24 protein-coding genes and 1 tRNA gene are annotated in these 26,664 nt (G+C 69.8%); 11 read left to right on the top strand and 14 right to left on the bottom strand.

Going from position 1 to position 26,664, the window contains the following annotated elements:
- Window positions 1-6 precede the first annotated feature (6 nt).
- The 5 genes from ID574_RS27380 (at window position 7) to ID574_RS27400 (ending at window position 3,670) form a co-directional block, all read left to right on the top strand.
- On the top strand, window positions 7-1,362 hold the full coding sequence (locus ID574_RS27380; RefSeq protein ID WP_188191821.1) for a protein kinase family protein: 1,356 nt from the start codon (window positions 7-9) through the stop codon (window positions 1,360-1,362).
- 49 nt (window positions 1,363-1,411) lie between these two features.
- A complete protein-coding gene (locus ID574_RS27385; RefSeq protein ID WP_223167103.1) occupies window positions 1,412-2,479 on the top strand; it encodes a DUF2510 domain-containing protein in 1,068 nt (355 codons plus the stop codon).
- A 68-nt stretch (window positions 2,480-2,547) separates the two neighbouring features.
- Window positions 2,548-3,141 carry an oligoribonuclease gene (gene orn / locus ID574_RS27390; RefSeq protein ID WP_188191822.1) on the top strand — a complete coding sequence of 198 codons (594 nt, stop codon included), beginning with the start codon at window positions 2,548-2,550 and terminating at the stop codon, window positions 3,139-3,141.
- Window positions 3,142-3,208: 67 nt separating this feature from the next.
- Window positions 3,209-3,284 (top strand) — tRNA-His (locus tag ID574_RS27395).
- 203 nt (window positions 3,285-3,487) lie between these two features.
- On the top strand, window positions 3,488-3,670 hold the full coding sequence (locus tag ID574_RS27400; RefSeq protein WP_336245546.1) for a helix-turn-helix domain-containing protein: 183 nt from the start codon (window positions 3,488-3,490) through the stop codon (window positions 3,668-3,670).
- Window positions 3,671-3,777: 107 nt separating this feature from the next.
- Here the strand turns inward: ID574_RS27400 and ID574_RS27405 are convergent, their stop codons facing one another.
- From ID574_RS27405 to ID574_RS27460, 12 genes are all read right to left on the bottom strand, one after another.
- Window positions 3,778-4,422, bottom strand: a complete 645-nt coding sequence (locus ID574_RS27405; RefSeq protein WP_442939327.1) for a GNAT family N-acetyltransferase — start codon at window positions 4,420-4,422, stop codon at window positions 3,778-3,780.
- A gap of 65 nt (window positions 4,423-4,487) precedes the next feature.
- On the bottom strand, window positions 4,488-5,600 hold the full coding sequence (locus ID574_RS27410) for a DUF418 domain-containing protein (protein WP_223167104.1): 1,113 nt from the start codon (window positions 5,598-5,600) through the stop codon (window positions 4,488-4,490).
- 156 nt (window positions 5,601-5,756) lie between these two features.
- A complete protein-coding gene (locus ID574_RS27415) occupies window positions 5,757-9,203 on the bottom strand; it encodes a hypothetical protein (protein WP_188191824.1) in 3,447 nt (1,148 codons plus the stop codon).
- Between the two features lie 89 nt (window positions 9,204-9,292).
- Entirely contained in the window at window positions 9,293-10,609 is a 1,317-nt protein-coding gene (locus ID574_RS27420) for a lipopolysaccharide biosynthesis protein (protein ID WP_188191825.1), read from the bottom strand.
- A complete protein-coding gene (locus tag ID574_RS27425) occupies window positions 10,602-11,405 on the bottom strand; it encodes a polysaccharide deacetylase family protein (protein WP_188191826.1) in 804 nt (267 codons plus the stop codon). The genes ID574_RS27420 and ID574_RS27425 overlap by 8 nt, the downstream gene beginning before the upstream one ends.
- Complete coding sequence (locus ID574_RS27430) at window positions 11,402-12,343, bottom strand: glycosyltransferase family 2 protein (RefSeq protein WP_188191827.1); 942 nt, start codon at window positions 12,341-12,343, stop codon at window positions 11,402-11,404. Before ID574_RS27430 ends, ID574_RS27425 begins: the two co-directional genes overlap by 4 nt.
- Window positions 12,344-12,354: 11 nt before the next feature.
- Entirely contained in the window at window positions 12,355-13,188 is an 834-nt protein-coding gene (locus tag ID574_RS27435) for a glycosyltransferase family 2 protein (RefSeq protein WP_188191828.1), read from the bottom strand.
- Window positions 13,189-13,329: 141 nt separating this feature from the next.
- A complete protein-coding gene (locus ID574_RS27440) occupies window positions 13,330-14,340 on the bottom strand; it encodes a GNAT family N-acetyltransferase (RefSeq protein WP_336245547.1) in 1,011 nt (336 codons plus the stop codon).
- Between the two features lie 119 nt (window positions 14,341-14,459).
- The gene (locus tag ID574_RS27445) at window positions 14,460-14,831 is read right to left on the bottom strand and encodes a hypothetical protein (protein WP_188191830.1); all 372 of its coding nucleotides are present in this window, start codon (window positions 14,829-14,831) and stop codon (window positions 14,460-14,462) included.
- A 285-nt stretch (window positions 14,832-15,116) separates the two neighbouring features.
- The gene (locus ID574_RS27450) at window positions 15,117-16,685 is read right to left on the bottom strand and encodes an RNA polymerase sigma factor (RefSeq protein ID WP_188191831.1); all 1,569 of its coding nucleotides are present in this window, start codon (window positions 16,683-16,685) and stop codon (window positions 15,117-15,119) included.
- 143 nt (window positions 16,686-16,828) lie between these two features.
- Entirely contained in the window at window positions 16,829-18,508 is a 1,680-nt protein-coding gene (locus tag ID574_RS27455; protein WP_188191832.1) for a substrate-binding domain-containing protein, read from the bottom strand.
- Window positions 18,509-18,791: 283 nt separating this feature from the next.
- Complete coding sequence (locus tag ID574_RS27460) at window positions 18,792-19,427, bottom strand: cation efflux transmembrane domain-containing protein (protein ID WP_223167105.1); 636 nt, start codon at window positions 19,425-19,427, stop codon at window positions 18,792-18,794.
- Between the two features lie 199 nt (window positions 19,428-19,626).
- Between ID574_RS27460 and ID574_RS27465 the strand changes: the two genes are divergently transcribed.
- The 4 genes from ID574_RS27465 (at window position 19,627) to ID574_RS27480 (ending at window position 23,924) form a co-directional block, all read left to right on the top strand.
- Window positions 19,627-20,397: a DUF4184 family protein gene (locus ID574_RS27465; RefSeq protein WP_188191833.1), complete on the top strand. Its 771-nt coding sequence runs from the start codon at window positions 19,627-19,629 to the stop codon at window positions 20,395-20,397.
- On the top strand, window positions 20,390-21,199 hold the full coding sequence (locus ID574_RS27470; protein WP_188191834.1) for a TrmH family RNA methyltransferase: 810 nt from the start codon (window positions 20,390-20,392) through the stop codon (window positions 21,197-21,199). Before ID574_RS27465 ends, ID574_RS27470 begins: the two co-directional genes overlap by 8 nt.
- A 621-nt stretch (window positions 21,200-21,820) precedes the next feature.
- The gene (locus ID574_RS27475; RefSeq protein WP_188191835.1) at window positions 21,821-23,416 is read left to right on the top strand and encodes a sulfatase family protein; all 1,596 of its coding nucleotides are present in this window, start codon (window positions 21,821-21,823) and stop codon (window positions 23,414-23,416) included.
- Between the two features lie 253 nt (window positions 23,417-23,669).
- On the top strand, window positions 23,670-23,924 hold the full coding sequence (locus ID574_RS27480) for a DUF4235 domain-containing protein (protein WP_188191836.1): 255 nt from the start codon (window positions 23,670-23,672) through the stop codon (window positions 23,922-23,924).
- Between the two features lie 17 nt (window positions 23,925-23,941).
- Here the strand turns inward: ID574_RS27480 and ID574_RS27485 are convergent, their stop codons facing one another.
- Both ID574_RS27485 and ID574_RS27490 read right to left on the bottom strand, forming a co-directional pair.
- Window positions 23,942-24,220, bottom strand: a complete 279-nt coding sequence (locus ID574_RS27485; protein ID WP_188191837.1) for a hypothetical protein — start codon at window positions 24,218-24,220, stop codon at window positions 23,942-23,944.
- 88 nt (window positions 24,221-24,308) lie between these two features.
- Complete coding sequence (locus ID574_RS27490; RefSeq protein WP_188191838.1) at window positions 24,309-24,875, bottom strand: TetR/AcrR family transcriptional regulator; 567 nt, start codon at window positions 24,873-24,875, stop codon at window positions 24,309-24,311.
- A gap of 73 nt (window positions 24,876-24,948) precedes the next feature.
- Between ID574_RS27490 and ID574_RS27495 the strand changes: the two genes are divergently transcribed.
- The gene (locus ID574_RS27495) at window positions 24,949-25,809 is read left to right on the top strand and encodes an alpha/beta fold hydrolase (RefSeq protein WP_223167106.1); all 861 of its coding nucleotides are present in this window, start codon (window positions 24,949-24,951) and stop codon (window positions 25,807-25,809) included.
- Window positions 25,806-26,654: a patatin-like phospholipase family protein gene (locus ID574_RS27500; RefSeq protein ID WP_188191839.1), complete on the top strand. Its 849-nt coding sequence runs from the start codon at window positions 25,806-25,808 to the stop codon at window positions 26,652-26,654. Before ID574_RS27495 ends, ID574_RS27500 begins: the two co-directional genes overlap by 4 nt.
- Window positions 26,655-26,664: the final 10 nt, after the last annotated feature.

The raw sequence follows: 26,664 nt of genomic DNA on the forward strand, positions 1-26,664 counted from the left end.
ACGGCGATGGACAACGCTGCGAACGATATCGCCGGATTCCGGCTCACCGAGCACACCTGGATGACCGAGCTCGGCAATTGGATCGACGCGATCTCGCCCGACGGCCGCCGGGCCGGGGCGCTGCTGTTCGATCCGCGGATCATCGGCCTGCCCGGCGTGCGTGACCGCGTGGTCAACGCGGTCATGACCGACCAGCGGCTCGTGCTGGGCGGCCTGACCGGGCTGATCCCGGTCGCGGACGTGGTGGCGGTCGGCGACCAGGTGTGGCTGCTCACCGGCCAGGCGGTCAGCCCGACCCTGGCCGACCTCCTCACCAGCGGGCCCGTCGACCCGTCCGGCGCGGCCTCCGCGCTGGTCGAGACCGCCCAGACCCTGATGGCGCTGCACGCCGCCGGGGTCACGCACGGCTCCGTGCACCCGGGCACCGTGGTGATCACCGCCGAGGGCGCCGCGCTGCTGTCGGAACGCGGCCTGTCCGACGCCATCCGAGGCCTGGTCTCATTGCCCGACCGGGACGCGGCCGGCTGGGCGGCGCTGGCGCGCGGGCTGGCGGCCTCCTTGACTCCGGGCTCGACGCAGGCGGCCCAGCTCTTCGAACGCGCCGCGGCAACGGCGGGCACGCTGGGTCTGGGGGCCGCGCGGGATCTGCTGGTCGCCGAGCAGACGACGCTGCCCGGCGGCGCGATCGGCAGGGAGGGGCTGGCCAGGGCGGCGCGCGGCAGGTCGGCGTTCGCGCAGCCACGGGTGCACGCCCCCACGCCGGTCATGCCGAGGGACGAGGGCGACATCGTCACGCTGCTGCACGTCCCCGGCCGCTCGGCGGGTCCCGTGCAGTTCGGGCCGGGGGTCGGCACGCAGGTGCAGCGACCGGAGACGACGGCCGAGCGGATCTGGCGGGCCGGGCGGGACGGAGCCGCCACCATGCACCGCCCGGGCGGCAAGCGGCCGAGGGCGGCGCGCGCCCGGCGGTGGCGGACGATCTTCGCCACCGCGGTCTTCGCCGCGGTCATGGCGGGGGCGATCCTGGCCTGGTTCAAGCTGAGCGGCGAGCCCGAACTGGCGGTCAAGTCGATCGACGTGGTGGCGCCGAAGAAGACCCAGGGCTGCAACAGCAAGGTCCTGATCACCGGTACGGTCGTCACGAACGGGGCGCCCGGCGAGATCACCTTCGAGTGGCGCAAGAACCTCGACGAGGACGTCGTCAGGGGAACCCTCCGCACGACGTCCGACAAGACGTCCTACACGGTGCCGCTGAGGTGGTCGCTGCAGGGCAAGAGCAACGTCAAAGCCACCGCCACGCTGCGGATCCTGACACCGGGACCGGTGCGCACGGACAAGGCCAGCTTCACGTACAAGTGTTGATGCCCGCCCAGCAATGCATATCAAAGCGGTTCTTACTAATCTGGCGAACATGACCACGCAGACCCCCGCGGGCTGGTATCCGGACCCGTACGGCGAGCCCCAGCTCCGCTGGTGGGACGGCAACCAGTGGACCGACGCCACGCACGCGCAGGAGCACGGGCAGGCGCAGCCCCAGCAGCAGCCGGCCTCCGGGCCGCAACAGCAGACACGACCCGACTGGACGGCCACGCCGGCGAACCCCACGCTTCAGTACGGCCGGCCCACCTACGGTCAGTCCGCCTACGGCCAGCCCACGCCTCCCTCCCAGCAGTGGAGCGGCCCGCAGCTGCCGGGCCCCGGCTACGGCCCGCCGCCCAAACAGAGCAACCCGCTGCCGTGGGTGTTCGGCGGGCTGGCGGCACTGGTGGTGGTCGTGCTGATCGCGGTGGCCGGGATCTTCTACGTCAACAGGAGCAACGAGGCCGCGCTCCCCTCACCGTCCGACACCTTCGAGCCCCAGCCGCCGTCCAACGAGCCGCCGTCGAGCGAGCCGCCGTCCGGCCGGCCGCCCAGCCAGGGGGCCGGGCAACTGCCCCAACCTGCCGGCGGCCGCATCACCGACCCGCAGGCCGGCATCTCGTTCGCGGTGCCCGAGGGCTGGAAGGTCCCGCAGGCCGTCAACCCTCCGACCCCGCCTCCCACCCTGCAGCTGTGGACGGCCGGCGTGGACGCCGTCTCGCAGGAGTCCTTCGACGGCGAATCCGACTGGATGGGCAACGTCTACAGCGGGGTGCTCAACGAGCTCTACCCCTACTCCGACGTCGCGAGCATGGGTGACACGGCCAAGGCCGTCTTCGTGGACTTCTCCGCGCGCTACTACTCGCTGCCGCACGAGAGCAAGATCGTCGCAGACAAGGCCATGAAGATCGGCGACCGGGACGGATGGGTCTTGCAGTTCGAGCTCGACTTCACCAAGGTGTCGGAGCAGAAGGGCTACAAGTGGAAGAAGGAGAACGGCGCGATCGTGCTCATGGATCGCGGCTCCGGTGAGCGCCCGACCATCCTCTACACCTCGGTTCCCGACAATCTGGGCACTGACGTGGTCGGCAAGGTTCTCAGCTCGCTGAAGCCCGCGTAACCAGTGGCACTAGGCTGGTGGGGTAACAAGCGGGCGGATTGCTCCGAGCCGCTGGGCGAGGAGATCGTATGAGTGACTTGCTGGTCTGGATCGACTGCGAGATGACCGGACTCGACCTCGGGCGTGACGCGTTGGTGGAGGTGGCGTGCGTCATCACCGACAGCGAGCTCAACCAGGTCGACGAGGGCGTCGACGTGGTGATCAAGCCGCCGTCGGAGTCGCTGGAGCAGATGTCGGAGGTGGTGCGTGAGATGCACACCGCCTCTGGGCTGCTGCCCGAGCTGGGCAGCGGGGTGACGTTGTCGGAGGCGGAGTCGCTCGTGCTCGACTACATCCGCCGCCATGTGCCCGAGCCGAAGAAGGCGCCGCTGTGCGGCAACTCGATCGGCACCGACCGCACGTTCATCGCCAGGGACATGCCCGGGGTGGACGCCTATCTCCACTACCGGATGATCGACGTGTCGTCGATCAAGGAGCTGGTGCGCCGGTGGTATCCACGGGTCTACTTCGCGGCACCCGAGAAGCAGGGCGGGCACCGGGCGCTGGCCGACATCACGGAGAGCATCAGGGAGCTGCGTTACTACCGCGCGGCGATCTTCGTGGAGCAGCCGGGGCCCGACACGCTGACCGCGAGATCTCTCGCAGAGCGCGTCAGCGGATAAGGAGTGGCGTAAAGACTCCCGAACCCCGCTACACTTTTCCTGTGCCGCCACGCAGTGGGCGGCCGTGGTGGGTGTAGCTCAGTTGGCAGAGCGCCAGGTTGTGGTCCTGGATGTCGAGGGTTCAAGTCCCTTCACTCACCCCAAGTCGGCAACGGCCGGTCCTTCTGGACCGGCCGTTGCCGTTTTCTCCCGACAATCGCCCCAAATGGCGGCATTGCGAGTTATGCTCGCTGTCTAATACCGCTAACGCCGGAAGCACGGGGGCCCTCGGCGATCTGACCGTCTTCGCGCCCCCGGAGGCCGGATGAGAGTCGACGACGCAGCGTTCGATAGCGTGTTCACGTCCTTGAGCAAGCGTGAGGCCGAGGTCATGGACCTCATCGCCACGGGCCAGTCCAACGGCCAGATCGCGCAACGGCTGTTCCTCAGCGAGAAGACCGTCAAGAACCACGTCAATCGCATCTACGCCAAGCTCGGGGTGGACTCGCGCGTCACCGCCATCGGCCTCTGGCTGTCCCGCCGGCAATAGCCGCGCCGCGGGAGGCGCCGGTCTTTCAGGCGCCGAGCTCGGCCGTCCGCAGGTGGCGCTGTGGCCGCCTGCCGCGGCACGTGCACGGGCAGACGGCCACCCGGTGCTCACCGCACGATGTCGCCCAGGCCGAAATGGGGCAGGCAGCTCTCCAGGCCATCGATCTTCACCGGGACCGGGCTGGTGAAGTCGTCGCGGTCGAGGCGCAGGCGTTGCTGGATCGCGCGCCGCCCCCGTACCTGATGGACGGACAGGCCGTCGGGCCGGTAGCCGAGCTTGCGGGAGACCCCCAGCGACGCTGGGTTGTCCAGGAACGCGCCTGAGACCGCCGTCTGGGCGCCCAGCCCGGTGAAGGCGAGGTGAAGTACGGCAGCGCGCATTTCCGTGCCCAGCCCGGCGCCCTGGTGGGCGCGGCCCAGCCACGAGCCCGTCTGCACCTCTCGGGTGACGGCGAAGTCGGAGGCCGACACGTCCTGGGTGCCGATCACGCGGCCCTCGTGGACGACCGCGAAGTTGCAGCACCACTGGTCGGTCCGCCACCGCGCCATGACGCCGAGCTGGTAGCGGATGAGGGCGCCCGGCAGTTCAGCGGCGGGGACGTCGGTCCAGGGCACGCTGAACGGCATCCTCTCCGGATCGTGCACCCCTTCCACGGCCCGGTCGGCGAGCTCGTCGAGGTCGTCCAGGGACGGCAGGCGCAGTTCGAGACGGGGAGTGGTCAGACGCAGGTTGAAGAGAGGCCAGTGACGCATGCCGATCCATTGTTCCGGACCCCGTCGGACAGATCACCTGAATATCGCGCGGTCTGTGTGCTTGATCACGCTGATGAGCCGGCGCGGCGGGCAGAGCCCGGTTTGCGCCAGTACGTGAGGTAACGCAGCAGCCACTCCACCGGCCCGTACCGGTGCCTCTTGAGCCACCAATGGCTGTAGAGGACCTGGGCGGCGAAGATGCCGAGGGCGATCAGCACCTCGACGGGCGGGCTCACCCGGTCGACGAGCGCCAACCCGTACCCCGTGAAGATCAGGGCGCAGATCAGCGACTGCGCCAGATAGTTGGACAGCGCCATCCGGCCGGGCGCCGCGAGGGCCCGGCCGATGCGCGGCATGTGGGGGAGCAGGCGCAGGAACGTGGCCGCGTACGCGGCGGCCAGCAGCGGCGCCGTCACCAGGTCCACCGCCTCGCCCCAGAACTTGTGGACGGTTCCGTTCCAGGCCGACAGCGTGTAGAAGAACGAGCCCGCCAGCCCGGCCGTGAAGCCGATCCACTGCAGCCTGCGCAGCGTCGCCGTGTGGGCGGACAGGTCGTTGAAGGCGGCCAGCTTGCCGACGGCCAGGCCGATCAGGCAGGCGGCCAGGACGGCGGGACCCTGGAAAAGGACGCGGAACACGATGATCAGGGAGAGTTTCCGCACGTGCTCGGAGATGATCTGCCAGGCGGACCCGCCCAGGGCCGCGTCGGACTTGGCGGCCTCGGCCGTCGTGTCCGAGACCGTGCCCGACAAGTCGAGGCCGGTCATGGCCAGGACGGCCAGCAGCACGAAGCCGAGGGCCAGCAGCGCGGTCAGCCCGGCCGCCAGCAGCACCGCGGTCCTCGGCTTGATCCGGCGCAGCACCAGCAGGGCCAGGCCCACGGCCGCGTAGGTGGTCAGGATGTCGCCGGGGAACAGCAGCACGGCGTGCGCCAGCCCGAGCAGGAACAACCCGCTCAGCCGCCGCAGGAACATCGGGACGAAGGGCCGGCGCTGCCGGACGGCCGAGTCGAGCTGGAGCGTGAAGCTGTAGCCGAACAGGAAGGAGAACAGCAGGTAGAACTTGTTCTCCAGGAACAGCGTCACCGCCCACCGCACGCCCCAGTCCAGCGACGAGTCGAACGCGGGCTCCGCCATCCCGGCCATCCGGTAGCCGGAGGCCAGGAAGGCGATGTTCACCACGAGGATGCCCAGGAGCGCGAAGCCTCTTAAGGAGTCGACAGAAGCGATCCGCGCCCCCGCGGCGGGAGGCCGTAGGTCAATAGTTGCGGGGAGTGTCCTCTGTGCCCTCATCGAGTGACATCATTCCGCACATCCTGAGTGTTTCCTGTGGATTCAGTTATTTTGTGCGATGTAGACGAACCGCTCGACGATCACCGCGATGGCCACCACGAAGGCCGGAACCGCCAGGTAGAGGAGGCGCCTGCGGGCCTTCCGCGCCCGGTTCGGGCCGTTCAACCGGATGATTTCGTACCCGAAGAGAGCGACCCATGTCACACCCAGCGCGCCGACGCCCACCGGCGTCCAGGGCGAAGTGGGGTCGCCGCGCCCCTGATACTGGTTCGGCTCGGGGATCTCCGTGCCGCGGACGAATTTCTTCCAGGTGTAGAGCGCCGCGTCCTTGTTCGAGTAGACCCGCTTCAGGTCGGGTGAGGCGTCCAGCGCCGCACGGAACCTCTCGCCCCAGTCGGCCGGGAAGCCCTCGTTGAGCTGCAGGTAGCTGACCTGGCCGCGGCTCACCATGAGGTACGAGTTCCGGGCCGACTCCTTCAGCTTCTTGACCGCGTCCGCGATCTTCGTCGGATCCTTGTGGACGAGGGCCTGCTGGTTGAAGCTGACGATCTCGACGTCCCGCTCGCCCCACGGCATGGTGGGCGTGACCTCGGGGCCCTCCTTCGGCACCAGGTAGATCACCCTGGCGCTGGGCTTGTCGTGGTCGTAGACGTAGTGCATGGCCGCCACCTCGCCGGCGGTGACCCGCTCGAACTTCTCGTTGCCGTACCTCGCCAGGAAGAACGCGAACGCGAACAGCACCGCGAAGCAGGCGGCGAGCACCACCGAGATCTTCCGGGTGAGCTGCGGGTTGAAGCGCACGTTCCGCTTGCGCAGCGGCACGGTCTCCTCGCGCACGTCCGCGCTGTCGGCAGGCAGGTTCGGGAAGAACGCGTACGCGGCCAGCAGACAGGCGCCGGGCAGCGCGAACATGTAGATCCGCAGCCCGATCTCGCCGCCGTAGCTCTGCAGGCCCAGCGCCAGCACCGGCACGCACAGCAGGATCAGCGCCGACCGGTCGAACACGCCGCGCCGCAGCCGCCGGAACAGACCGGCCGCGGCCAGGCCGAGGATCACCACGAGGATGCCGAGCCGTGCCTGGAGCACCATCGCGTGCGCCGGGTCGCTGCCCTCGATCCGGTCGCCGGTGTTGCTGCGGAGGTTCTGCAGGATGTTGCCCAGGCCGCCGAAGATCGCGTCGATCTGGCTCGCCCAGAACCCGACCGTCATGTAGCTGATCCAGGCCAGCACGACCAGCCCGAGGAAGAACGGCAGCGCCCACGTCAGGGAGGTCCGCTTGAAGATCAGGAACGCGGTCACGACGCCGAGCATCATGAACGGCGTGATCTGGTGGGAGGCCACCGCCGCGAAGAACAGCGCCAGCAGCATCATGAGCATGAGCAGCTTGTCGGCGCGGTACGTGCCGGTGTTGGCCAGTTCGCCCGGCGTCATCGCGTCGAGCCTGCCGAGCAGCCTGCGCAGGCCCTTCGGCGGGATCGGCTTGGTCCGCGGCTCCACCCGGCCGAACCAGCGCAGCAGGATCGCCACCCACGCCAGATAGAGCGCGAACGTGAAGCCCTGCGGCGAGAAGTAGTCCTGGCCGATCCACTGCACCAGCACGAACAGCAGCGCCGCGAACCACCGCGCCCGCGTGGTGGCCACGACCTGGCGCAGGATCAGCACGAACGGGAGCAGGTAGAGCAGGTTCGACAGGAGCGGCGTCCACTGCAGGATCGGCGTCATGTCGGTGATGCCGGCGGCCTTCGTCACGAACGCGAACAACGCGAAGAAGCCCGGCCAGCCCATGCGGGCGTCGATGCTGATGGCGGTCTCGCCGGTTCTGCTGATGAAGTCGACGAAACCGGCATGGATGTACGCCGTGGGGAAACGCGGCTCCTCGGCCACGAGGGCGCCCGCGCCGTGCAGGGCGAACGTGATGGCTGCGATCTGGAACAGGAGCAGGAACTTGCGGTCCGTGCTCTGGGCGACCGTGACGAAGAACGACACGATCATGATCAGGATCGCGATGAACGCCGTGGCCGGGAGGGCCGAGATCAGGCCCAGGCCGTCGATGTCGTTGGGATCCACGCCGCGCAGGGGGCCCGGGGGGACCTTGAGGGCGAGGACGTACATGATCAGGCCCTCGAGGACCAGCAGCACGGGCAGCCACTTGGGCGCGCTGGCGATCAGCGCCCCGATCCGGCCGCCGGCGGTGCGCGGCCTTGAGGCCGCCTCTGCCGCCGCTTGCCGCGGTGGGGACTGCTGGGGGAGGGCCGACGGCCCTCCGGGCCCGCTGGGGGCCTTGGAAGGCGCTCCGACGGGCTGCACCAACGCCGACGGCCCGCCGGCGGCCGGCCCGCCGGTGGTCGGTGCTCCGGTGGTCGGTGCTCCGGTGGTCGATGCGCCCGTGGGCGGTGCTCCGGTGGGCATGACGTTCCTGGGCAGCGTCCCGGCGGCGGCCGACGCATCGGCGGCCTTACCCCCGGCGGAGGGCGTTCCCGTCGCCGGCCGCTTGGTCGTCTCCTTGGCGGGCGCCTCGGCAGGCGACGCACCCTTGGATTCGCCCGCGTTCTCCTTCGCCCCCACATTGCCCTGCGCGGCAACGGGCTGCGGCCCGCCGGTGGACTTGCCCCCGGCGACCTGCTGCGGCCCGCTGGTGGGTTGAGGGCTGCCGGTGGACTTGGCGCCGGTCGCCGGTTGAGGGCCACTGGGCGCCTTGGCACCACCGGAGGATGGCGACGTGTTACGCGCCTGACCGCCACCGGCGGGCTGCGGCCCATTGGTCGGCTGGGGTCCGCCGGCAGGCTGGGGTCCGCTCGTCGGCTGGGTGCGCAGGCCGGGGTTGGTCGGGGTCGTGTCAGGGGTCGTCGGCGACTGCGGTTGACCCGTCTTCGCGGACGGCTGCTCCTTGCCCGTCGGGGTGTCGCCCGTCTTCGCGGGCGGCGGCGCCTGGCCCGTCTTCCCCGTCGCGGTGTCGTCGGTCTTCGGCGGCGCGTCCGCGGCTCCCGCCTTCGCCGCCGCACCCTCCGGCGTGCCCGCCTCGGCAGGCGTGGCGGTCGCCGGGGCGCTCGCCTTCTTGGGCGCTGCAGCCGTGGGGGTGCCGGTCTTGCCGGATGCCGGAGACCCGGCCTTGCCGGATGCGGTCTTCGCCTTCCCGGGCGACGTGCTCGGGCCGGGCTTTCCGGGCGACTCGGGCGCGCCGTCAGCCCGCTCGGCGGCGCCGTCAGCGTCCGGGGAGGAGGTGCCGTCGGCCTCCGGGGAGGAGGCGTCGTCGGGACTCTGGACGGGCATGGAGACCGTCCCGGCGGCCCCGGGATCGGAGTCCTCGGCGGCGGTCGGCGGGTGGCCGATGTGGAGAGGGCCCGGGATCCGGAACGTCGTGGTCTGGTCGGCGGCCGCCTCGTCCGGATCGGCCGGGGAGTCCGGGCCCTCGGATCCCTCCGGTGCGGAGGGCTCCTTGTCGAACGTCAGCTTCGGGATGACCCCGGTAGCCTCCGGATCGAAGGGCACGTCTGACTCCTCCTTGTCCCCACGCACGTCCGAGGAGCCGGTGATCCCCGTTGTCATGCCATCGCCGTCCCGTTGCCTCACGTTGACCATCATGAAGCCCCGGACGACCCCTGGGTGACAGTCGCCTTCGCTGCATCGCCGAACTTGAGAATTTTACGTAGATTACCGAAGATCAGGAGTGCCACGAGCAGCTCGCTGAAGAGCAGTCCGTACCCCACCGCGTTCACATGGGCGAACGGGAACAGCGCCAGGGTGGACACCAGCACGAGCACGGCGAGGCCGATCTGGACGGTCGCCAGCGCCCGCGCCCTGCTCTGGGCCCGCAGCGCGCTCAGGTACACCTCGATCAGCACCCGCGGCAGCACGGCAAGCGCCATCAGCCGCAGCAGCAGCGTGCCCTCCTCGGCGAACTCCGACCCGAAGATCGTGAGGATCAGCGGCGCGCCGAGAATCGCCACGGTGATGATGGGTGTGACGATCACGAAGGCCCGTCGCAGGGCCCGCCGGCAGTTCGCGGCCAGCTGGGCGGGGTCGAAGGAGCCCTCGACGGTCAGCGACACGGCCATGTTCATGGCCAGCAGCTCGATCATGCTGGCCAGCGTGTGCGCCATCGAGAAGCGCCCGAACGTGGCCTCGCCCACCTGCGTGGCGATCACCACGGGCACGAGGTAGACGATCGCCAGGATCGACAGCGTCCCGGGGAAGTCCCCTGCTAGGAACCTTCCAATTTCACGCAGGCGGGGCGGCTCCTGGACGGGAGCGGCCTGCTTGACGTGCCGGGGCACGACCACGAAGAAGATCAGCCAGTTGACCGGGATCAGCGCCAGCGCGGTCGGGATCACCCAGGAGACGAAGATCCCGCCCTCGGGCAGCGCGCCCGCCAGCGCGACCAGCAGCCCCATCTTGACCAGGCCGAAGACGAGGTTGTTGAACGGCACGAACGGGGCCCTGCGCAGCCCGGTCAGCACCACGTCCTGCAGCGTGAAGACGGCCCACACGACCACGGACGCCAGGAAGAACAGGCCGGGCCCGAAGCCGCCCAGCACCTGGTACGTCTCGCCCCACATCGGCAGCGTCAGCAGGAAGCCCAGTGCGGCGACCCCGCCGGTGGCGGCGGCCAGGCCGTACCCGCGCAGGATCAGCTCGGGCGTGCGGCGGCCCGCCACCGGCAGATAGCGGGCCAGAGCTCCCACGAACCCCAGTGCGGTCAGCGACGCGAACAGCCGCATCGCCGTGATCACCGCCTGCCCGCGGCCGAACTCCTCGGGCGTGTAGTAGTGGGCGGCCAGCAGCCAGTAGCCCATGCCGAGCACACCGGTGATGACCGTGTTCCCCATGAGCGCGTAGCCCTGGCGGAAAAGGGGGTTGCGGAGGTCGTGGAGGAGCTTCCGCCAGACGCTAGACATTTCCGCGCACCCGCTGCAGCCCGTACCTCGTGCGCCGCACGACCGCGTACCCCTTGGTGAGGATGCGTTCGCGCAGGTAGATGAGAGGTACGGCGGTGCCTTCGACGGCGCGCTTGAACATGTTGATGGTCGTGCCCTTGCCGACCGTCAACCGGGGGATGGCGAGCATGTCGTGCCGGTCCGCGGCGATCGTGTTGGCCACGGCGCAAGCTGCGAAATATCCGGCCTTGCGTACTTCGCGGCGCACCCGGGCGCTGGAGTACCCGTAGGGGTAGGCCATGGTGGCGACCGGCTTGCCGATCTTGTCTTCCAGCAGGCCCTTGTTCCTGCGCAGCTCCTGCCGCAGGTCCTCGGTGCGGAGCTGGTCCAGCTGCGGGTGGCTGTGACTGTGGCCGCCGATCTCGATGCCGGTCTGCGCGGCCTCGCGGGCCTGGCCCCAGGACAGCATGTCGTCCAGCGGCCGGCCCGCGGCCTCCTCGCCCGCGTCGGACACCCAGCCGCTGGTCAGGAAGACCGTGGCCGGGAAGTTGTAGCGATCGAGCAGCGGCAGCGCATGGGTGTGGAAGTCGGCGTAGCCGTCGTCGAAGGTCACCACGACCGGCTTGTCCGGCACCGTACGGCCGTCGATCTTGTTGAGCGCGGCCACCAGGTCACCCAGCGTGAGCGGCGTGAAGCCGCTCTCCTTCAGGTAGGCGAGCTGCTCCTCCAGGTCCGACGGCCGCACCGAGTGCGGGCGGGTCTCGTCGTTGGGGGTGTCGGTGACGGAGTGGTACATCAGGATCGGTACGCGGATCATGACCGTGCCGCCTTAAGCCGTACGGAACCCACCACGTAGCCCCAGGTCGTCCAGGCCAGCCCGATGACGATCGCGGCCGCCCGGCCGAGCCCGCCCAGGTCGCCGCGCACGGCCTCGCCGATTCCGCGCAGCGCGCCGAGCGGGAGCGTCTTGAGTGCGTGCGCCCGCTCGCTGGCCAGCCCGTCCTGGGTGCCGACCTCCTGGGTCACCAGGGCCTTCGACAGCCCTTCCGCGTAGCACCTGGACCTGAAGTACGCGAACCGCTCGCGCTGCCTGGACACCTTGTGCCCGATCACGGCGCGCGGCTCGAACAGCATGACCGAGCCGGGTTTGCGCTGGCTCAGCCGGATGCAGAACTCCGTCTCCTCGCACCCCAGCGGGCGCGACTTGCGCCCCTGCACGCTGCGTCCGATGCCGCTGTGGAAACCGCCCACCTCGGACACGACGTCGCGCAGGAACGCCGCGTTGCCACCCATCACGTTACGGATCGGCGCACGCACCTCGGGCATGCCGCGGTACGTGCAGCCGACCGTCCAGTCGAACTCGTACGGGAACCACCGGGGCCGCCGCCCCGACGCCCACAGGGGGTCGGTGCGGCCGCCCACGCCCACCACTCCGGACTCCTGGAAGCCCTCCTCCAAAGCTTCCAGCCACCCCGGATCGGCGACCGCGTCGTCGTCGAGGAACGCGACAATTTCCCCGTTGGCCGTGGCCACACCGGTGTTCTTGCCGCCGGACAGCCCCTGCTCGTGAGTGTTCTCCACCACGATGGCCTGCGGGTACTCGCGCTTGAGCTTGAGGTGCAGGTCGGGGTTGTGATCGACCACCAGGATCAGCTCGTGTGCCGGGCGTGTCTGGTTCTCGACCGACTCGACTGCCTGCCTGATGTCCTCCCACCGGTCCTCGGTGTAGACGCAGATGACAACAGACGTGTTCACAACGTTCCTTCTTAAGCGACGCCTCGGTCAGCGGCGGGAGTGGCCTTGGGCTCAGGCTGAGGGGAAGTGGGCTGGCGCTTCCACTCCTTCAGGATGGTCTTGAGCACGCGGAAGCCGTCTCGTACGACGTGAAGATTGCTCTCGCCGTGAATGCGGTTGCGCTCGTGGCTCGGCACCTCGTGCACCTTCAGCCCGGCCTTGGCGGCCCGCACGTTCATCAGGGTCTCCACCTCGAAGCCGTCGCAGTCGAGGTTGAGGGTGTCCAGGTGGCGGGCCCAGAAGGCGTTGTAGCCGTAGCACAGGTCGGTGTACTTGGTGTTGTACATGACGTTGACGATGCCGGTGAGGATCTTGTTGCCGAGCCGCCGGTTGAACGTCAGGTCGTCGCTGCCGCCACCCGAGGCGTACCGCGAGCCCTTGACGAAGTCGGCGCCCGTCACCAGCGCGCCCACGAAATTGATGATCTCGCGGCCGTCGGTCGAGCCGTCGGCGTCGATCATCACGATGATGTCACTGGTGCACGCGGCGAAACCGGCGGCCAGGGCATCGCCTTTGCCCTTGCCGGTCTGCGTGATCACCTTCACGTTGGGGCGCAGCCGTTTGGCCACGGCCACCGTGTCGTCGGTGGAGTTGCCGTCGACGAGCACGATCTCGTCGATCCACTGCGGAATCGTGGCGAAGACATGGGGGAGGTTCTCGGCCTCGTTCATCGCCGGCACGACCACGCTCACCGTGGGTGAGATGGCCAGGTGCGGCGTGACGGGCGTGAAGCTCGAGGGCGGCGGCATCGAGCGGAGAGGCGAGGAGTGGACCTTGCCGTTGTGCTTGGTGATCTCGGGACTCATGGCGAGGGATATCCTTCCGGGGCCCTCCCCTGCGGGCCGGACGGAGCCAGCCCCGGGTGCTGCGGGAATGGCGAAGCCGGTGAACGGTGCATGAAGGGTCCTGTGGAGTGAGGGTGTGTGTGCCGGGGTGTGGTGGTGCGCTCAGCGTGCTCCGGTCGGTTCCTTGACGACTGCGTTGGGTGACTCCTGTTGCTGCTGCGTTAAGGTGCGCACCCGACCGAAGCCCTTGAGGACACGGTCGGCCGCTCTATAAAGAGACGGCCGATCCATGACAATTGTTCGGGCTTTGTTGAAAGGAGTTCGGCCCATCCAGTGAACCGCCGCCGTCGCGGACGGTCGTGAGATACGGCCTTCGGCAACGTACAGGACACCGCTCTTGAGCCAGTCCTTGTATTCCTTGCCGCCCTTGCCCATGTCGACCATGTGCAGCCCGGCGTTCGCGGCGGCCTCGGCCATCTGGAGGTGATGGACGATGCCGGGCGAATAGCGGGCGTACTCGGTGTCGTAGGCGGGGAACCACCCTACAAGCGTCGTCGCCGTACGGAGGCCGAAATGTCCGGCGACCGGCACGTCACCCGCATAAAGCATGGTGAGGACGCCTGCGAAGTCTGATGAGTTCTCGGCATGCATCATGTCGGTCAGCTCGACGATCCACGGCTGGGCGAACCTGTCGACCCGGCCGGTGCGGCGGTACTGGTCCGACTTCCAGGACAGCAGCGTGCGCAGCACCTCGGGGTCGGCCGAGGACCACTCGAAGCGCAGCTCCCCCTGTTCGCGGCCGAGCTTGCGCTCTTTGTAGCGGACGGTCTTGAGGTTCTTCGGCGAGTTGGCCTTGACCTGCTCGATCCATGCGTCGAAGCCGGCGGTGAAGTCCATCACCGGCGCGGGGCGCACGTCCGCCTCGTACGGGGCGAACGTCGGCTGCCCGGCCACTAAGTGATCGAAGTCGAACACGCTGAGCTTGCAGGCCCGCAGCAGGGCCTTCGCGTCGAGCTTCAGATCGGGGACCGAGATCAGACCGTGGCATGTGGTGAGGAAGCCGCCGAGCGGTTTGCCGATGCCGAAGCTGTGCCGCTCGTACGGGAAGAATCCCGCGATGCCGCTCCCGTTGGAGATGACCGCCACCCTCACGTAGTCGCGCAAGCGGTCCATCGCCACGGCGAACTCGACCGACAGGAACGGGTTGTCCAGACTCGGGTCGGCCTTCTGCAGCTCACGCCAACGGGCCCGCTCGGAGTCACCGAGCTCTCCCGGCCGAACTACCTGGATGTTCACCTTGTCCTGGCCCCCACTTCGGTCCTCATGCCCTTCCCCCGGTACAACACGCGGAGCACGTACATGAACCCGCCGAGCACGGCGACCGTCGCCACGCCGGCCCTCGGAGACCATGCGCCGAAGAGCAGCATGGCCTCGGCGAGAAGCACGTTCAGTACGAGGCTTGCCGCAGCTCCTACTGATAGTGCGGCAAGTGGGTCACGATCACGCAACAGTCCCACCACTGCCGCTCCTGGAACAACCAGAAGGAACAGGGAGATCAGGAAAGGTCTCAGCGGCGTCTCGATATCGAACAGCGCCACGACCGCTCCCGCTATGCAGGCGAGCCCCACCAGCCAGGCGAGGGCTCTGCGGTGCTGCTTGAGCATCTCCTGTACCTCTCCTGCTCCAACTGCTTAAGGCACGACTGATCGCAATTCATGGGACCAATCCGTGCCGGGACACGTCAATGCCGACGCTTGGCGACGCACTCCGGTTTACCGGCAGGCAGAGATTTCTTGTGTGACGTCCAACACAAGGTCAAGCGGTCTCCGGCCCCGACGTGGTCCCCAAGTCAACCAGAATGCCCTATGTGACCAAGGATGTTCGAGTCGGGGTCCGGTATATACCCGTTTGTCGACTAAAGGCGAGTCTACTGTGACCTGGCGTTCCCTTTACGCGCCGTTCATGCTGTCCGCTGAGGACGTCTCCCGCACGCTGGGTGACTCGGTCGGCTCGGGGGAGGCCGTCGGCTCGTCGATCGGCGGGTCGGATGCCTGGGGCTCCCGGCCGTCCCAGGACAGCGAGCAGACGGCGGTGCCGCCATTCGAGGTGAAGGCGACCCGGCCGGTACCAGACCCGTTCGGGTCGACGACCGTCACCCAGATCTGGACCGAGCCGCCGGCCTTGATCGACCCGCTCGCCGGGAACACGTCCAGCCCCTGAGAGGCGGTCGCGACCCAGGACACCGAGGCGTTGCGGGCGCGGAGCCCGATCTTGGCCGCGCCGTCGATCCCGCTCGGGCACGAGGTGGCGAGCCTGGCGCCCGGCGCCGCGACCCGGCGGCGCGTGGGCGTGGGCGCGGTCGCGGGCCTGGCGCTCGGCCGCGAGGCGGCCGGCCGCCCGCCCGGCGTGGGGCTGGTGGAGGAGCGGGTGGCGCTCGGGCTCGGCGACGGGGAGGGCGACGGCGGGTCGTCCTCCTCCGGCACGGCCTCGGGGGTGGGGCTCTCCGTGCCGGACTCGGTGGGGAGCGTGGGCGTGGGGGCGAAGTGCAGCGCGGTGTCGTTCGCGGCCTCGCCGCCGTTGATCACGACCATGGCGCCGGTCGCGGCCAGCACGCACGCGCCCGCGAGCACCACCGGCGCCAGGCGGCGCGGCCGGCGCCGGCGCGAGCGGTGCTCGGACGTCACGGGGAACCCGGTCCGGTCGAAGCTGTCACCGCGATCCATGATCAGGGTGCGGGTCTGGTCGCGCTCCGGGCTGAGGCACGTGTCGATCACCCGGCGGCGCAGGGAGATCGGCGGGAACGCGACCGGCACCAGGTCCAGCAGCCGTCCCGCCGAGACCTGCCGGTGCCGCCCCTCCGTGCACACCTCGCAGCCGCCGATGTGCCCCGACAGCCGGCGCCGCAGCATCGGGGTGAGCGGTCCCTCCCAGGAATCGACCATCGCCGACAGGTCCGGGCAGTGCGCCCGGCCGGTCCTGGCCAGCACGACCGCCGCGGCGGCGATCTCCAGTTGCTCGCGGGCCCTGCCGAGCTTGGCGGCGGCCTGCCGCGAGGTCAGCGCCAGCACCGCGCCGACCTCGGACGGGGTCAGGCCGTGGCGCAGCGACAGCTCCAGTGCCTCGCGCTCGGGTCGCCCCAGCTCGCACAACGTCTCGCGGACCAGCTCGGCCAGCTCGGGGTCGGCCTGCTCCTCGAGATCGGGCAGCGCCATGCCCTGCGCCGGGGTGCCGCTCCTGTGCGCCATCCTGGCCCGCACCTGGAACCTGGTCAGCGCGTACAGCCAGGCCCGCAGCCGGCCCGGCTCTTTCAGTCGCTCCACGCACCCCTGCGCGGTGACCAGGGCGTCGTGTACGGCGTCCGCCGCCAGCTCCCGATCCCCGGCCATGGAGACGGCGTAGTCGTGCAGGCGCTCGGCGTACGCGTCGAAGAGCTTGGCGGGAGCGTCGGCGTCCGCACGCCGCAGAGCCTCGACGAGCTCATGGTCGTCGGCGCGATCGACGGTCGGCCATCCAGGCACGGATTCCCTCCCCGCAGGTACGACGGGCACTCAAGCCCCACGCGGAGAGGACGCGGCCTCACTTGGACAGGTTCGCCCGCCATGCCCGTTGGGTATGGGGACGCCTGCTTATCGGCTCACTCCGTTCGGCGGCACTCCCTCGCTCAGCCGTCGCAGTTCGGCGAGCAGAGGCGCCGCTCCATGCCCTGCAGGAAGAAGTCGCGGACCTGGAGGATGTCCTTGGCGATGTAGGCCTCGCCGCCCGTGGCCTTGGCGAGCGCGTCCATCTGCTGCTTGCCGGGCGCGGCGTCCGGGCCGAAGGCGATGAGGATGATGCTGACCGGGCGCTTGGGGTTGTAGGTGTCCTTCAGGAACTTCAGGATCGCCGGGTTCTTGACCCCGCCGTCGGGGTCGTCGTTGCCCGCGCCGTCCGTCAGGATCAGGATCGTGTTGATCTTGTCCTGCTGGTACGTCTTGGACATCTCCGTGTAGGCGGCCTTGAGCGTGTCGTTCAGCCCCGTGTCGCCCGTCTCCTTGGCCTGGATGGTCCTGAGCTGGCCGACCAGCAGTTCCTTGCGCAGCGTGCCGTTGATGCTCTCGGAGAGCGGCCCGACCGGGACGAGCTCCTTCCAGTCCTTGCCGCGCCCGTCGAGGTGTGTGGAGAACGTCCACACGCCCAGCTCGGAGTCGGCGGGGAAGAGGCTGAGGCCCTCCGTGGCGATCTTGCTGATGGCCTGCATGCGGGTCATGCCCGTGCCCGGCACGGGCAGAGCCATCGTGCCCGACACGTCGAGCAGGGTGAGCAGGCGGGTGCCGAGGTTCAGCCGGGACCAGGTCTGCACCATCCTGGCCACGGTCGCGCCGTCGGGCGCGGGCAGCGCCTGAGGCGTCGCCGGCGTGAAGCCCTTGTCCTCCGACAACACGGCCCCGGCCTTGCCGTCGGTGCGGAAGCCCGCGTCACGCAGGATCTTCTTGGCGGGCTCGGTGCCCAGCTCCTGCTTGAAGTCCGCCGCCGCCTTCAGCGTCGCCGGGTCCTTGGTGAGGATCGTGACCGGATAGTCGAGGCTGAGCGTGCCCTCCTCGGGATAGAGGGCGACGACCGGCGCCTCCGGCTTCTTCGTGTTGTGGGCGTAGATGGCCTGCTCGGAGGCGACGCCCACCGGGACCTTGCTGCCGGACTTCACGGTGAGGCTGGCCAGCAGCGCCGTCGAGTCGGAGGCGAGCTGTCCCGACAGCTCCTTCAGTGCGCCCACCAGCGCCTTGTCCTGCCCGGCCTCCCTGGCCGTGCCCGCGGCGGCCAGCAGCGCGGCCAGGCCGGCGGAGTTCTTCTGCGGGTCGAGCGCGAGCACGCGGACCTTCTTGCCGGGCCCGTCCACGTTCGCCACGTTCGCTGCGGCGATCATGTTGGACCAGCTCGGCTTGAGCGTGCCCGACAGCTTCGGGGCGGCCGACTTGGCCGCCGCCAGCACGACGGGGGAGGTCGCGATCGAACCCTCGGGCTCCGGCAGCGACCCGCCCGCCGGGGTCTTGCGCATGCTCTCCATGAGCAGGCTCGAGTCCGCCACCCAGAAGTCGGCGGTCACCTTGCCCGCGGCCAGCGCGTTCGCGGTCCTGGCCGCCGACTCCTTGGCCACCGTCACGTCCACGCACTTGCTGTCGATGGAGTGCATCGCCTTGTTATAGTTGCCGGCGATCTTCTTGAGCGCCGGCTCGATGTCGGGGGTCGCGACGACGCGCAGCGCCAGCTTGCCCCCCGAGCAGTCGTGTTCGCGGTTGAAGATGACGAACGCGGCCACACCGAGGAGCACGGCCAGCGCGACGGCCCCGGCCAGCGGCACGAGCACGCGGCCCCGGCTGCCGCGGGCCCGCCTGCGTGATGGGGGTTCGCCGGCTCTGTATCCGCCATCGAGCTCGTCTGTGCGGTGTCGCCCCACGATGTCCTCTTAGGTGTGTTGAGACCTTCCGGAGACCCTAGCGGGAGATGCTCCGCAATACTTCGGGAACGATACTCGGTGTGGTCTGTGGTGCAAAACCGCCCTTTTGGTGTGACGATTACGCTATGTAGCCGGGGTTGGCCGCAAGCGTGACCGGATTGCGGGCAATATCGGCGTCCTTGAATGATCGTTCTCAGTGGGCGCAGGCGTTTCCGCGCCAGGCTCGCCTCCCCTCCCGGACCGCGACCGCCGCCAGCACGAGCGCCACCACCGGATCGACCCACCAGCAGCCCATCGTGTTGAGCCACAGCCCGGCCAGGACGCCCGCCGCCATCGCCCCGCAGAGGAGGTTCTGCGCGCCCTCGCCGGACGTGGCCGCCGAGGCCAGCCGCCGGCCGAGCCGCCGCTTCGCCATGCCCAGCACCGGCATGCTCACCAGGCTGAACGCAGTCACCACGATCCCCAGGGCGCTCGGCGCCGCGCGCTGCCCCTCGCCCAGGTCGTGGGCCACGTGCACGACGAGGTAGGGCGCGAGCAGCCAGAAGCTCACGGCGACCGCCCGCCTGGCGGAGGTCTCCGCGCTCGGCGAGAGCGTGCGCGCCCCGGTGAAACGCCACAGCACGATGAGGCTGGCCGCCGCCTCCACCAGGGCGGACAATGCCCAGCCGATCAGCGCGACCGAGTGCGCGGACAGGCCGGCGGCCAGGCCCAGCGTGCTTTCCACGCCCAGCCAGGCGAGCGTGGCCACGGAGAGTGCGCGCGCCGCGCGGGCGGCGCGCAGCCAATCGGCTGACGCGGCCGGACGCTCATGAATCCGCTGGTCAGGCACCGTGAACCCCCGAACTCCCGGCTATCCGGCCGTCGACAGCGATACGTAACGTACCCATTGCCGACCGTGGCCTCGGAAGACGTCGGCAAAGGATGGTCAAGATTCACCGCATAATGGGCGATGATCGCGGAGGGTGGTTCGGGAGCCGTGCGGGGCCTCGGCGATTCGGGGGTCGAGGATCCGGGGATTTGGGGGAATCGTGCCGTTCACGCCCAGTCACATGGCCGCGGTGGTGCCGCTGATCTCATCTGCGCGCGTACGCAGGTTCGCCGACCCCTGGGCGCTGGCGATGGGCGCGATGGTCCCGGACCTGCCGATCTTCCTGCCGTTCCTGCCCGACTACACCAACTGGCACTCCTGGCTCGGCGTCGTCACCATCGACCTGGCCGCGGTGCTGGTGCTGGTGCCGCTGTTCCACGGCGTCTTCAGAGACCCGCTGATCTCCCTGCTCCCGCCGTCGCTGGCGGGGCGCGCCGCCCTCCTGACCCCTGACCGGCTCCGGCCGTTGCCCATCGCCGTGGGCGCCGTGATCGGCGCGGCCTCCCACGTCGCCTGGGACTCCTTCACCCACTCCACCGGCCCGGAGGAGTGGGGCCCCTGGCTGTCCGTCTCGGTCTTCGGCGTGATCAGGCTGTTCCGCCTCCTGCAGTACACCTCGTCCGCGATCGGCCTGGCCGTCGTGGTGTGGTGGGCGTGGCGGGGCCTGTCCAGGATGGCCCCGGCCGCCGTCCCGGACCGGTTGACGATCTCGCCGCGGGTCCGGCGGGCCGTCATGGCAGCCTGCTCCGTGGGGGTGGTGGCCGGAGCGCTCCTCTGGCCCCTCGTGGACGAGCCCAACCCGGCCTTCGGCCTGCCCAGCGTGATCACCAAGACCGGCGCGGGCACGGTGGTCGGTCTGTGCCTGGTGCTCACCTGCTACGCCGCGGTCTGGCAGGTCAGGCGGCGCATGGCAGTATCGGAAGGTGCTTGAGTACGTCACCGACGCCGGCGACCCGCGACTGTCCGACTACACCGGGCTCCGGGACGTGGAGTTGCGCAAGAGCCTGGAGGCCGAGCGCGGCCTCTTCCTCGCCGAGGGCGAGAAGGTGATCAGGCGTGCCATCGGCGCCGGCTACCCGATCCGCTCGGTCCTGACCACGCGCCGCTGGCTGCCCACGCTGGCCGACGTCCTCGGCGACGCCCTCGTCTACGTGGTGAGCGACGAGATCATGTCCGGCATCGCCGGCTTCCAGGTCCACCGCGGCGCCCTGGCCTCCATGGAACGCCTCCCGCTCCCCTCCATGGACACCCTGCTGAAGGGCGGGGCACGGCGGCTGCTGGTGCTGGAGGACCTGGTCGACCACTCGAACGTCGGCGCGATCTTCCGCTGTGCCGCCGCGCTGGGCGTGAACGGGATCATCCTGTCGCCGCGGTGCGCCGATCCGCTGTACCGGCGTGCGGTGAAGGTCTCGATGGGTGCGGTGTTCTCGATCCCGTACGCGCGGATGGACGACTGGTTCGACGGGCTGACGCAATTGCGCGAGGCGGGTTTCCAGACGCTGGCCCTGACCCCCGATCAGACGGTCACCCCGTTGGACGCCGCCAAACTGGAGGATCGAGTGGCGCTGCTGCTCGGCTCCGAAGGCGACGGGTTGTCCTCGCACTGGCTGCAGGAGGCGGATCAGGCGGTGTGCATCCCGATGAGCGCGGCGGCGATGGCCGCGGGGGTGGACTCGCTCAACGTGGTGGCCGCCGCCGCGATCGCGTGCCATGGGCTGATGCGCGCGACGTGATCGGTGGCTGCAGGCCGAATTCTCCGTTTTCGGCGACGGCCAGAAAATCATGGGCGCGTGTGAAAATGGCGGGCGCATATTCTTCGCCGCGGCAAAAAGCAGAGCCATGGGCGCGGCCTGAGCGCGGTAGCCCCGGCCGCATTTGGCAGCATCCGTCTCGACAGCCCTGTCAGGAGGGCGGCGCGACACCTGCGTGAGCCTGGGGGCGCGGGTTCATCATGCTCCGCTTCCCCGACCCGAGCGAGCCGAAGGTCGTCTATCTGGAGCCTCGTCATGGGTTCTGGAGAACGTAACAAATGAGCGTCAAGAGAATATCGCTGCGAGCGCAGCAATAGGCAGGACCTGGGCCTGGTGGTGCTGCACAGACGCCCCCGTCGAGATGTCCACAGCCATTTCGGCGGTCGGTGCGCTGGTCGGGAACGTCGTCGTGGCGATCATCGCCACCGCGGTCACCCGGCCCTAGCAGGGGTGCCGGTTTCACGTTTCTGGGACAGCTGGGGCTGCTCTGACGTCTCCCGGGCCCTCTTGGTGCCCATAATGGGACTAATAGGTTGATTCTTCGCAATAACGGACATTAGGGTACATCGGACGCCGAGCTCCCTCCCTCCGTAAAGGCCAGTCATGTCCATGACCGCGAAGATCCCGAGAGTGTGGGCGATGGTGCCGGCCATCGCCTTGATCCTGACCACGGCAGGCCAGGCGCACGCCACGCCCGCCGCCGCCGAGCCCCAGCGACCGAACATCATCTTCTTCCTGGTCGACGACATGTCGGCCGAGCTGCTCCAATACATGGACGCCGCCCGCAGCCTGGCCAAGGGCGGCACCACGTTCACCCATTACTACGTCGCCGACTCGCTTTGCTGCCCGTCGCGGGCCTCGATGTTCACCGGCCAGTTCCCGCACAACACCGGCGTGCTGACCAACCAGGGCTGGGACAGAGGCGGCTACAGGGCCTTCGCGCGGCACGAGAGCCGCACGTACGCCGTCGCGTTGGACCAGGCCGGCTACCGCACCGGCTATCTCGGCAAGTACATCAACGAGTACCCGGTGCGCCCCGGCTACAAGGCGCCGGCCGGGTGGGACGAGTGGCACGTGTCCGCGGGCGGCGGCTACAACGAGTTCAGATACCAGCTCACCCGCTACATCAAGGAGAAGGGGGCGAACGTCCGGCCGCTCGACCGCTCCGACGGCACCTACATGACGGACGAGCTCGCGCGGCGGGCGGTGGGCTTCATCGAGCGCTCCCGCGAATACGCGCCGGACAAGCCGTTCTTCCTCCAGGTCTCGCCGTTCTCCCCGCACAACAGGATCAGGGTCAAGCCGGGGGAAAAGGAGCCGCGTTTCCCGCCGGCGCCGCGTGACCGGCCCAAGACCAAGTGGCCCGCCGGGCAGTTCCCGCACGGGGACTGCGGCGGTGCCGACTGCTCGACCCTCGACGTGGCCAAGCTGCCCGCGTTCAACGAGGACACCGCCGACAAGCCGTCCTGGGTGTCCAGGAAGCCCCTCGAGCCGAAGCTCATCGCGGCTCTGCGCAAGGACTTCCGCAACCGGATCCGCATGGTGCAGTCGGTCGACGACATGGTCCAGCGCGTCCTCGGGACGCTGACGGAGCGGGAGCGGCGGAACACGTACGTGGTGTTCACCAGCGACAACGGCTTCCACCTCGGTCAGCATGGCCTGGCGCGCGGCAAGACCACCGCCTACGACCACGACGTACGGGTGCCGCTGCTGGTCAAGCGCCCGGAGGGGAGCCCGCAGGGCGACCTCGTGACCGATGCCATCGCCCAGAACGTGGACCTGTTCGCGACCTTCCTCGACATGGCCGGGATCGACCCGGCGCTCCGCGACAGCCGCGACGGACGCAGCCTGCTGCCCCTCGTCCAGGGCCGCCAGGTGCCGGACTGGCGCGACGTGGCGCTGCTCGAACACACCAAGCCCGGCCGCGGCGGGCCGGGGATCGACCCGGACTCGGACTCTCTGGGGAGGGGCAAGACCATGGCGCCCACCTACGCGGCCGTGCGCACCGCAGGCGAGCTGTACGTCGAGTACGAGAACGACCCGAAACCCGAGTACTACAACACCGTCACCGATCCCCACGAGGAGGCCAACGACCCGGGCAACCCCAGGACGGCCGCCCTCGCCAAGGTGCTCGACACCTTGGTGACCTGCGGCAAGCCGGGCGCGGCGAACTGCTGGGCCGCCGCCCACCAGCGCTGAGCGACCGGTCCGCGCGGGGCCGGGTCGAAGCCGGCCGATGTCGGTGAAGCCCTCGGGCGCCCGCCGGTGGGCCAGTCGCCGCTCCACAACGGCTCCTCGGGGAACAGGGCCGCCCTGTCGCAGCCGTCGCCGATCTCGCCAGGAGGTCGTCCAGGCCGAACTCGGTGAGCACTTCCGCGTTTAGGAGCGTGACATGGGGCACGGGCAGACCTCGTCGTACCCGTCGTGACTCGTCATGAGGAGATGAGGCGAGATGCGTTCCGTGGAGAAAGCCGTGTCGCTGGGCACGAGCATGCTCAGTGCCGCGCTGGCGGCCGCGCTGTTCAAGCGGGTGTGGAAGGTGGCCGCGGGTGAGGACGACGCGCCCGACGCCGACGACCTGGAGCGCGGCTGGGCCGAGGTCCTCGTCGCCGCCATGGTGCAGGGGGCGATCTTCGGGCTGGTCAAGGCCGCCGTGCACCGTGCGGGCGCGCAGGCCTTCCGCCGGAGGAGCGGGGCGACCGGCTGACCTGCTCGACCCCGAGGTCAGGGAGGGCCGGTGAGCCAGTCGGGGTAGCCGTCGACGTCGTGGGCGACCGGGTGGGCGACGATCGGCCCGTGCCCACCGACGACCCTGATCTCCCGCTCCAGGGCCGGTGCGTGCCGTCGCGTGGTGATGAGCGTGAGCCGCCAGGTGCTCTCGCCGGGCGGCGCTTCGTCGATGTCGATGGACGTGGCCAGGCCCGCCCGCAGGATGCCGTCCGCCAGGGCGGCTGCTCTCTCGTGGCCTTCGATCGTCGTGCGGACCTCGATGAATTCCGCCATGAGACTTTCCTTGGGAAGGGGGGACCACCACCCTACCTGCGGCGACCCCCGGGGAAATCGGTTCCGGAGGAATCCGGGCAAGCGCTTGTCAGCGCGGGCACAGGCGGTCGAGCTGGTGGCGCAACACCGCCATCGCGTCGTCAGCGGTGCGCTGGCCGGCCAGCACCGCGGCGTTGAGCCCGGCGGACATGGCGAGCAGCGCGACGGCCTCGGTGCGGGCGTCGAGGCCGGGACTGGCCCGGCTCAGCTGGGCGGCGATGAAGTCCTCCATCGCGTTCGGCGCCGTCAGGAGCGGCTGCGCGGCCAGCGTGGGGTCGGTGACCGCCAGGACCGCATACGACGTGTAGACCAGGTGGAAGACGCGGCTCTGCGCGTCAGTGGGCAGGGCCTCCTGGAGGACGGCCTCGATGACGGCGCGCGGGTCGTCATCGAGGCCGGCGAACCTCTTCTCGAGCCGCTCGGCCATCCGCTCCGCCAGATAGCGGAGGGCGTACAGCATGAGCTGCTCTTTCGTCTCGAAGTAGTGCTGCACCAGATGCAGCGACACCCCGGCCTGCGCGGCCACCGCGCGCATCGTCGCGGCGTGCAGGCCGCGCTCGCCGGCGACCGTCAGCAACGCCTCGGCGATGTCGCGGCGGCGCTGGTCACGAGCCATCCGGAACTCCTGGTGGACGGGCGGGGCAGAGGTTGGTACAAATGTACCCTATACAGTTGTACCAGGAGGCGGGATGGGCACTTTCGCGAGCGGCGAGGCGAGGCAGGCGTTCCTGGACGCGTACGAGCGGGCCATGGCGCTGTGGCCGGACGACCGGGAGATGCTCGACGTCGAAACGAGCTGCGGCACCACCCGTGTCTACCGGCACGGCGTCACGCACGGTGACCCCGTCGTGCTGGTCCACGGCCACGGCGGGAACGCCTCCAACTGGTACGCCCTCGTGCGAGGGCTCGGCGCCCGGCAGCCCGTGTACGCGGTCGACACCGTCCAGGACCCCGGCGGCAGCGTGCAGACGGCCCCGATGGGCGACCCCGCCGCCTGGCTGGAAGAGGTGCTGGCGGGGCTCGGGCTGGAGCGCGCGCACGTGGTGGGTCACTCGTACGGCGGCTGGCTGGTGCTGGGGCTCGCCATCCGGGGCTCCGGCCGGGTCTCCAGGATCACGTTGCTCGATCCCGGCGGGCTTGAACGGGTGCGGCCGGCGTTCCTGATCGGGTTGTTCGCCGCCGTCTTCGCGATGCGGGCGCCGTCGTCGTGGAAGCCGCGGCTGGCCAGAATGCTGGCCGACCACGCGCTCGTCGAGCGGCCGGAGATCATGGCGCCGGTGATGATCGGGGTGCGGTGGTTCCGCTCGGACCGGCCGCCCGCCCGCCCGTACAGGGACGAGGCGCTGCGGCGGATCGCCGTACCCGTGCAGTTGATCTTGGGGGGACGCACCCGGATGTTACGGCCGCGGAGAGCGGCGGCGCGGGCGCGGCGGCTGCTGCCCGGATCCTGCCGGGTGGAGATCGTCCCCGGCGTCGGCCATGGGGTGCCGCAGGAGGTCCCCGAGCTGGTGATCGACCGCATCGTCTCCTTCCGCGGGACCCTGACATGACCGGCAGGGCCGTGGTGCTGGGCGGTGGCGGGGTGCTCGGCATCGCCTGGGAGATCGGGGTGCTGGCCGGGCTCGCCGCGCGGGGCGTCGATCTGCGTGAGGCGGACCTGGTGGTGGGCACATCGGCGGGCGCCCTGGTCGGCGCGCAGCTTGCCGCGGGCCTGGACCTGGAGCAGCTGTACGCTGGCCAGCTCGCACCCCCGGTGGCGGGGGAGCGGGCGCCGAAGGCGTCGCCGCTGGGAATCGTCCGGATGATGTGGCACCTGTCCCGGTCACGGACGCCGCAGGAGTACGGCGCCCGGATGGGCCGGATCGCGCTGGCCGCGAGGACCGCGACGGAGGACGAGCGGCGGGTGGAAGTGGCGCGGTGGCTCGGCGACGTGCGGGAATGGCCCGCGAAACGGCTGGTGGTCACGGCCGTGGACGCGGAGAGCGGCGAACCGGCCGACTTCGACGCCGGCAGCGGTGTCGCTCTGCTGGACGCCGTCTGCGCCGGCATGGCTGGCCCCGGCCTTCGTCCGCCCGTCACCATCGGCAGGCGCCGCTACATCGACGGCGGGATCCGCTCGCCCGCCAACGTCCACCTGGCCGCCGGGTACGACCGCGTCGTGGTCGTCGCGCCCGTGACGCGGGGCGGCGGGGTCGTGCCCGGCGTGGAGCGGCAGATCGCCGAACTGGGGGACGGGGTGCGGGTGGCGCTGGTCGCGCCGGATCCGGTGAGCTGGCGGGAGGTCACGGGACGCTCCCTCGCCAACCTGCTCGACCCGGCCCGCCGCCCCGCCGCCGCCCGCCACGGCCGGTCGATGGACGTGGGGGAGACGGTGGCCGCGGTCTGGCACACCTGACACTCCCACA

Source organism: Nonomuraea sp. SYSU D8015, assembly GCF_008065375.1.
In the GTDB taxonomy this organism is placed as follows: domain Bacteria; phylum Actinomycetota; class Actinomycetes; order Streptosporangiales; family Streptosporangiaceae; genus Nonomuraea.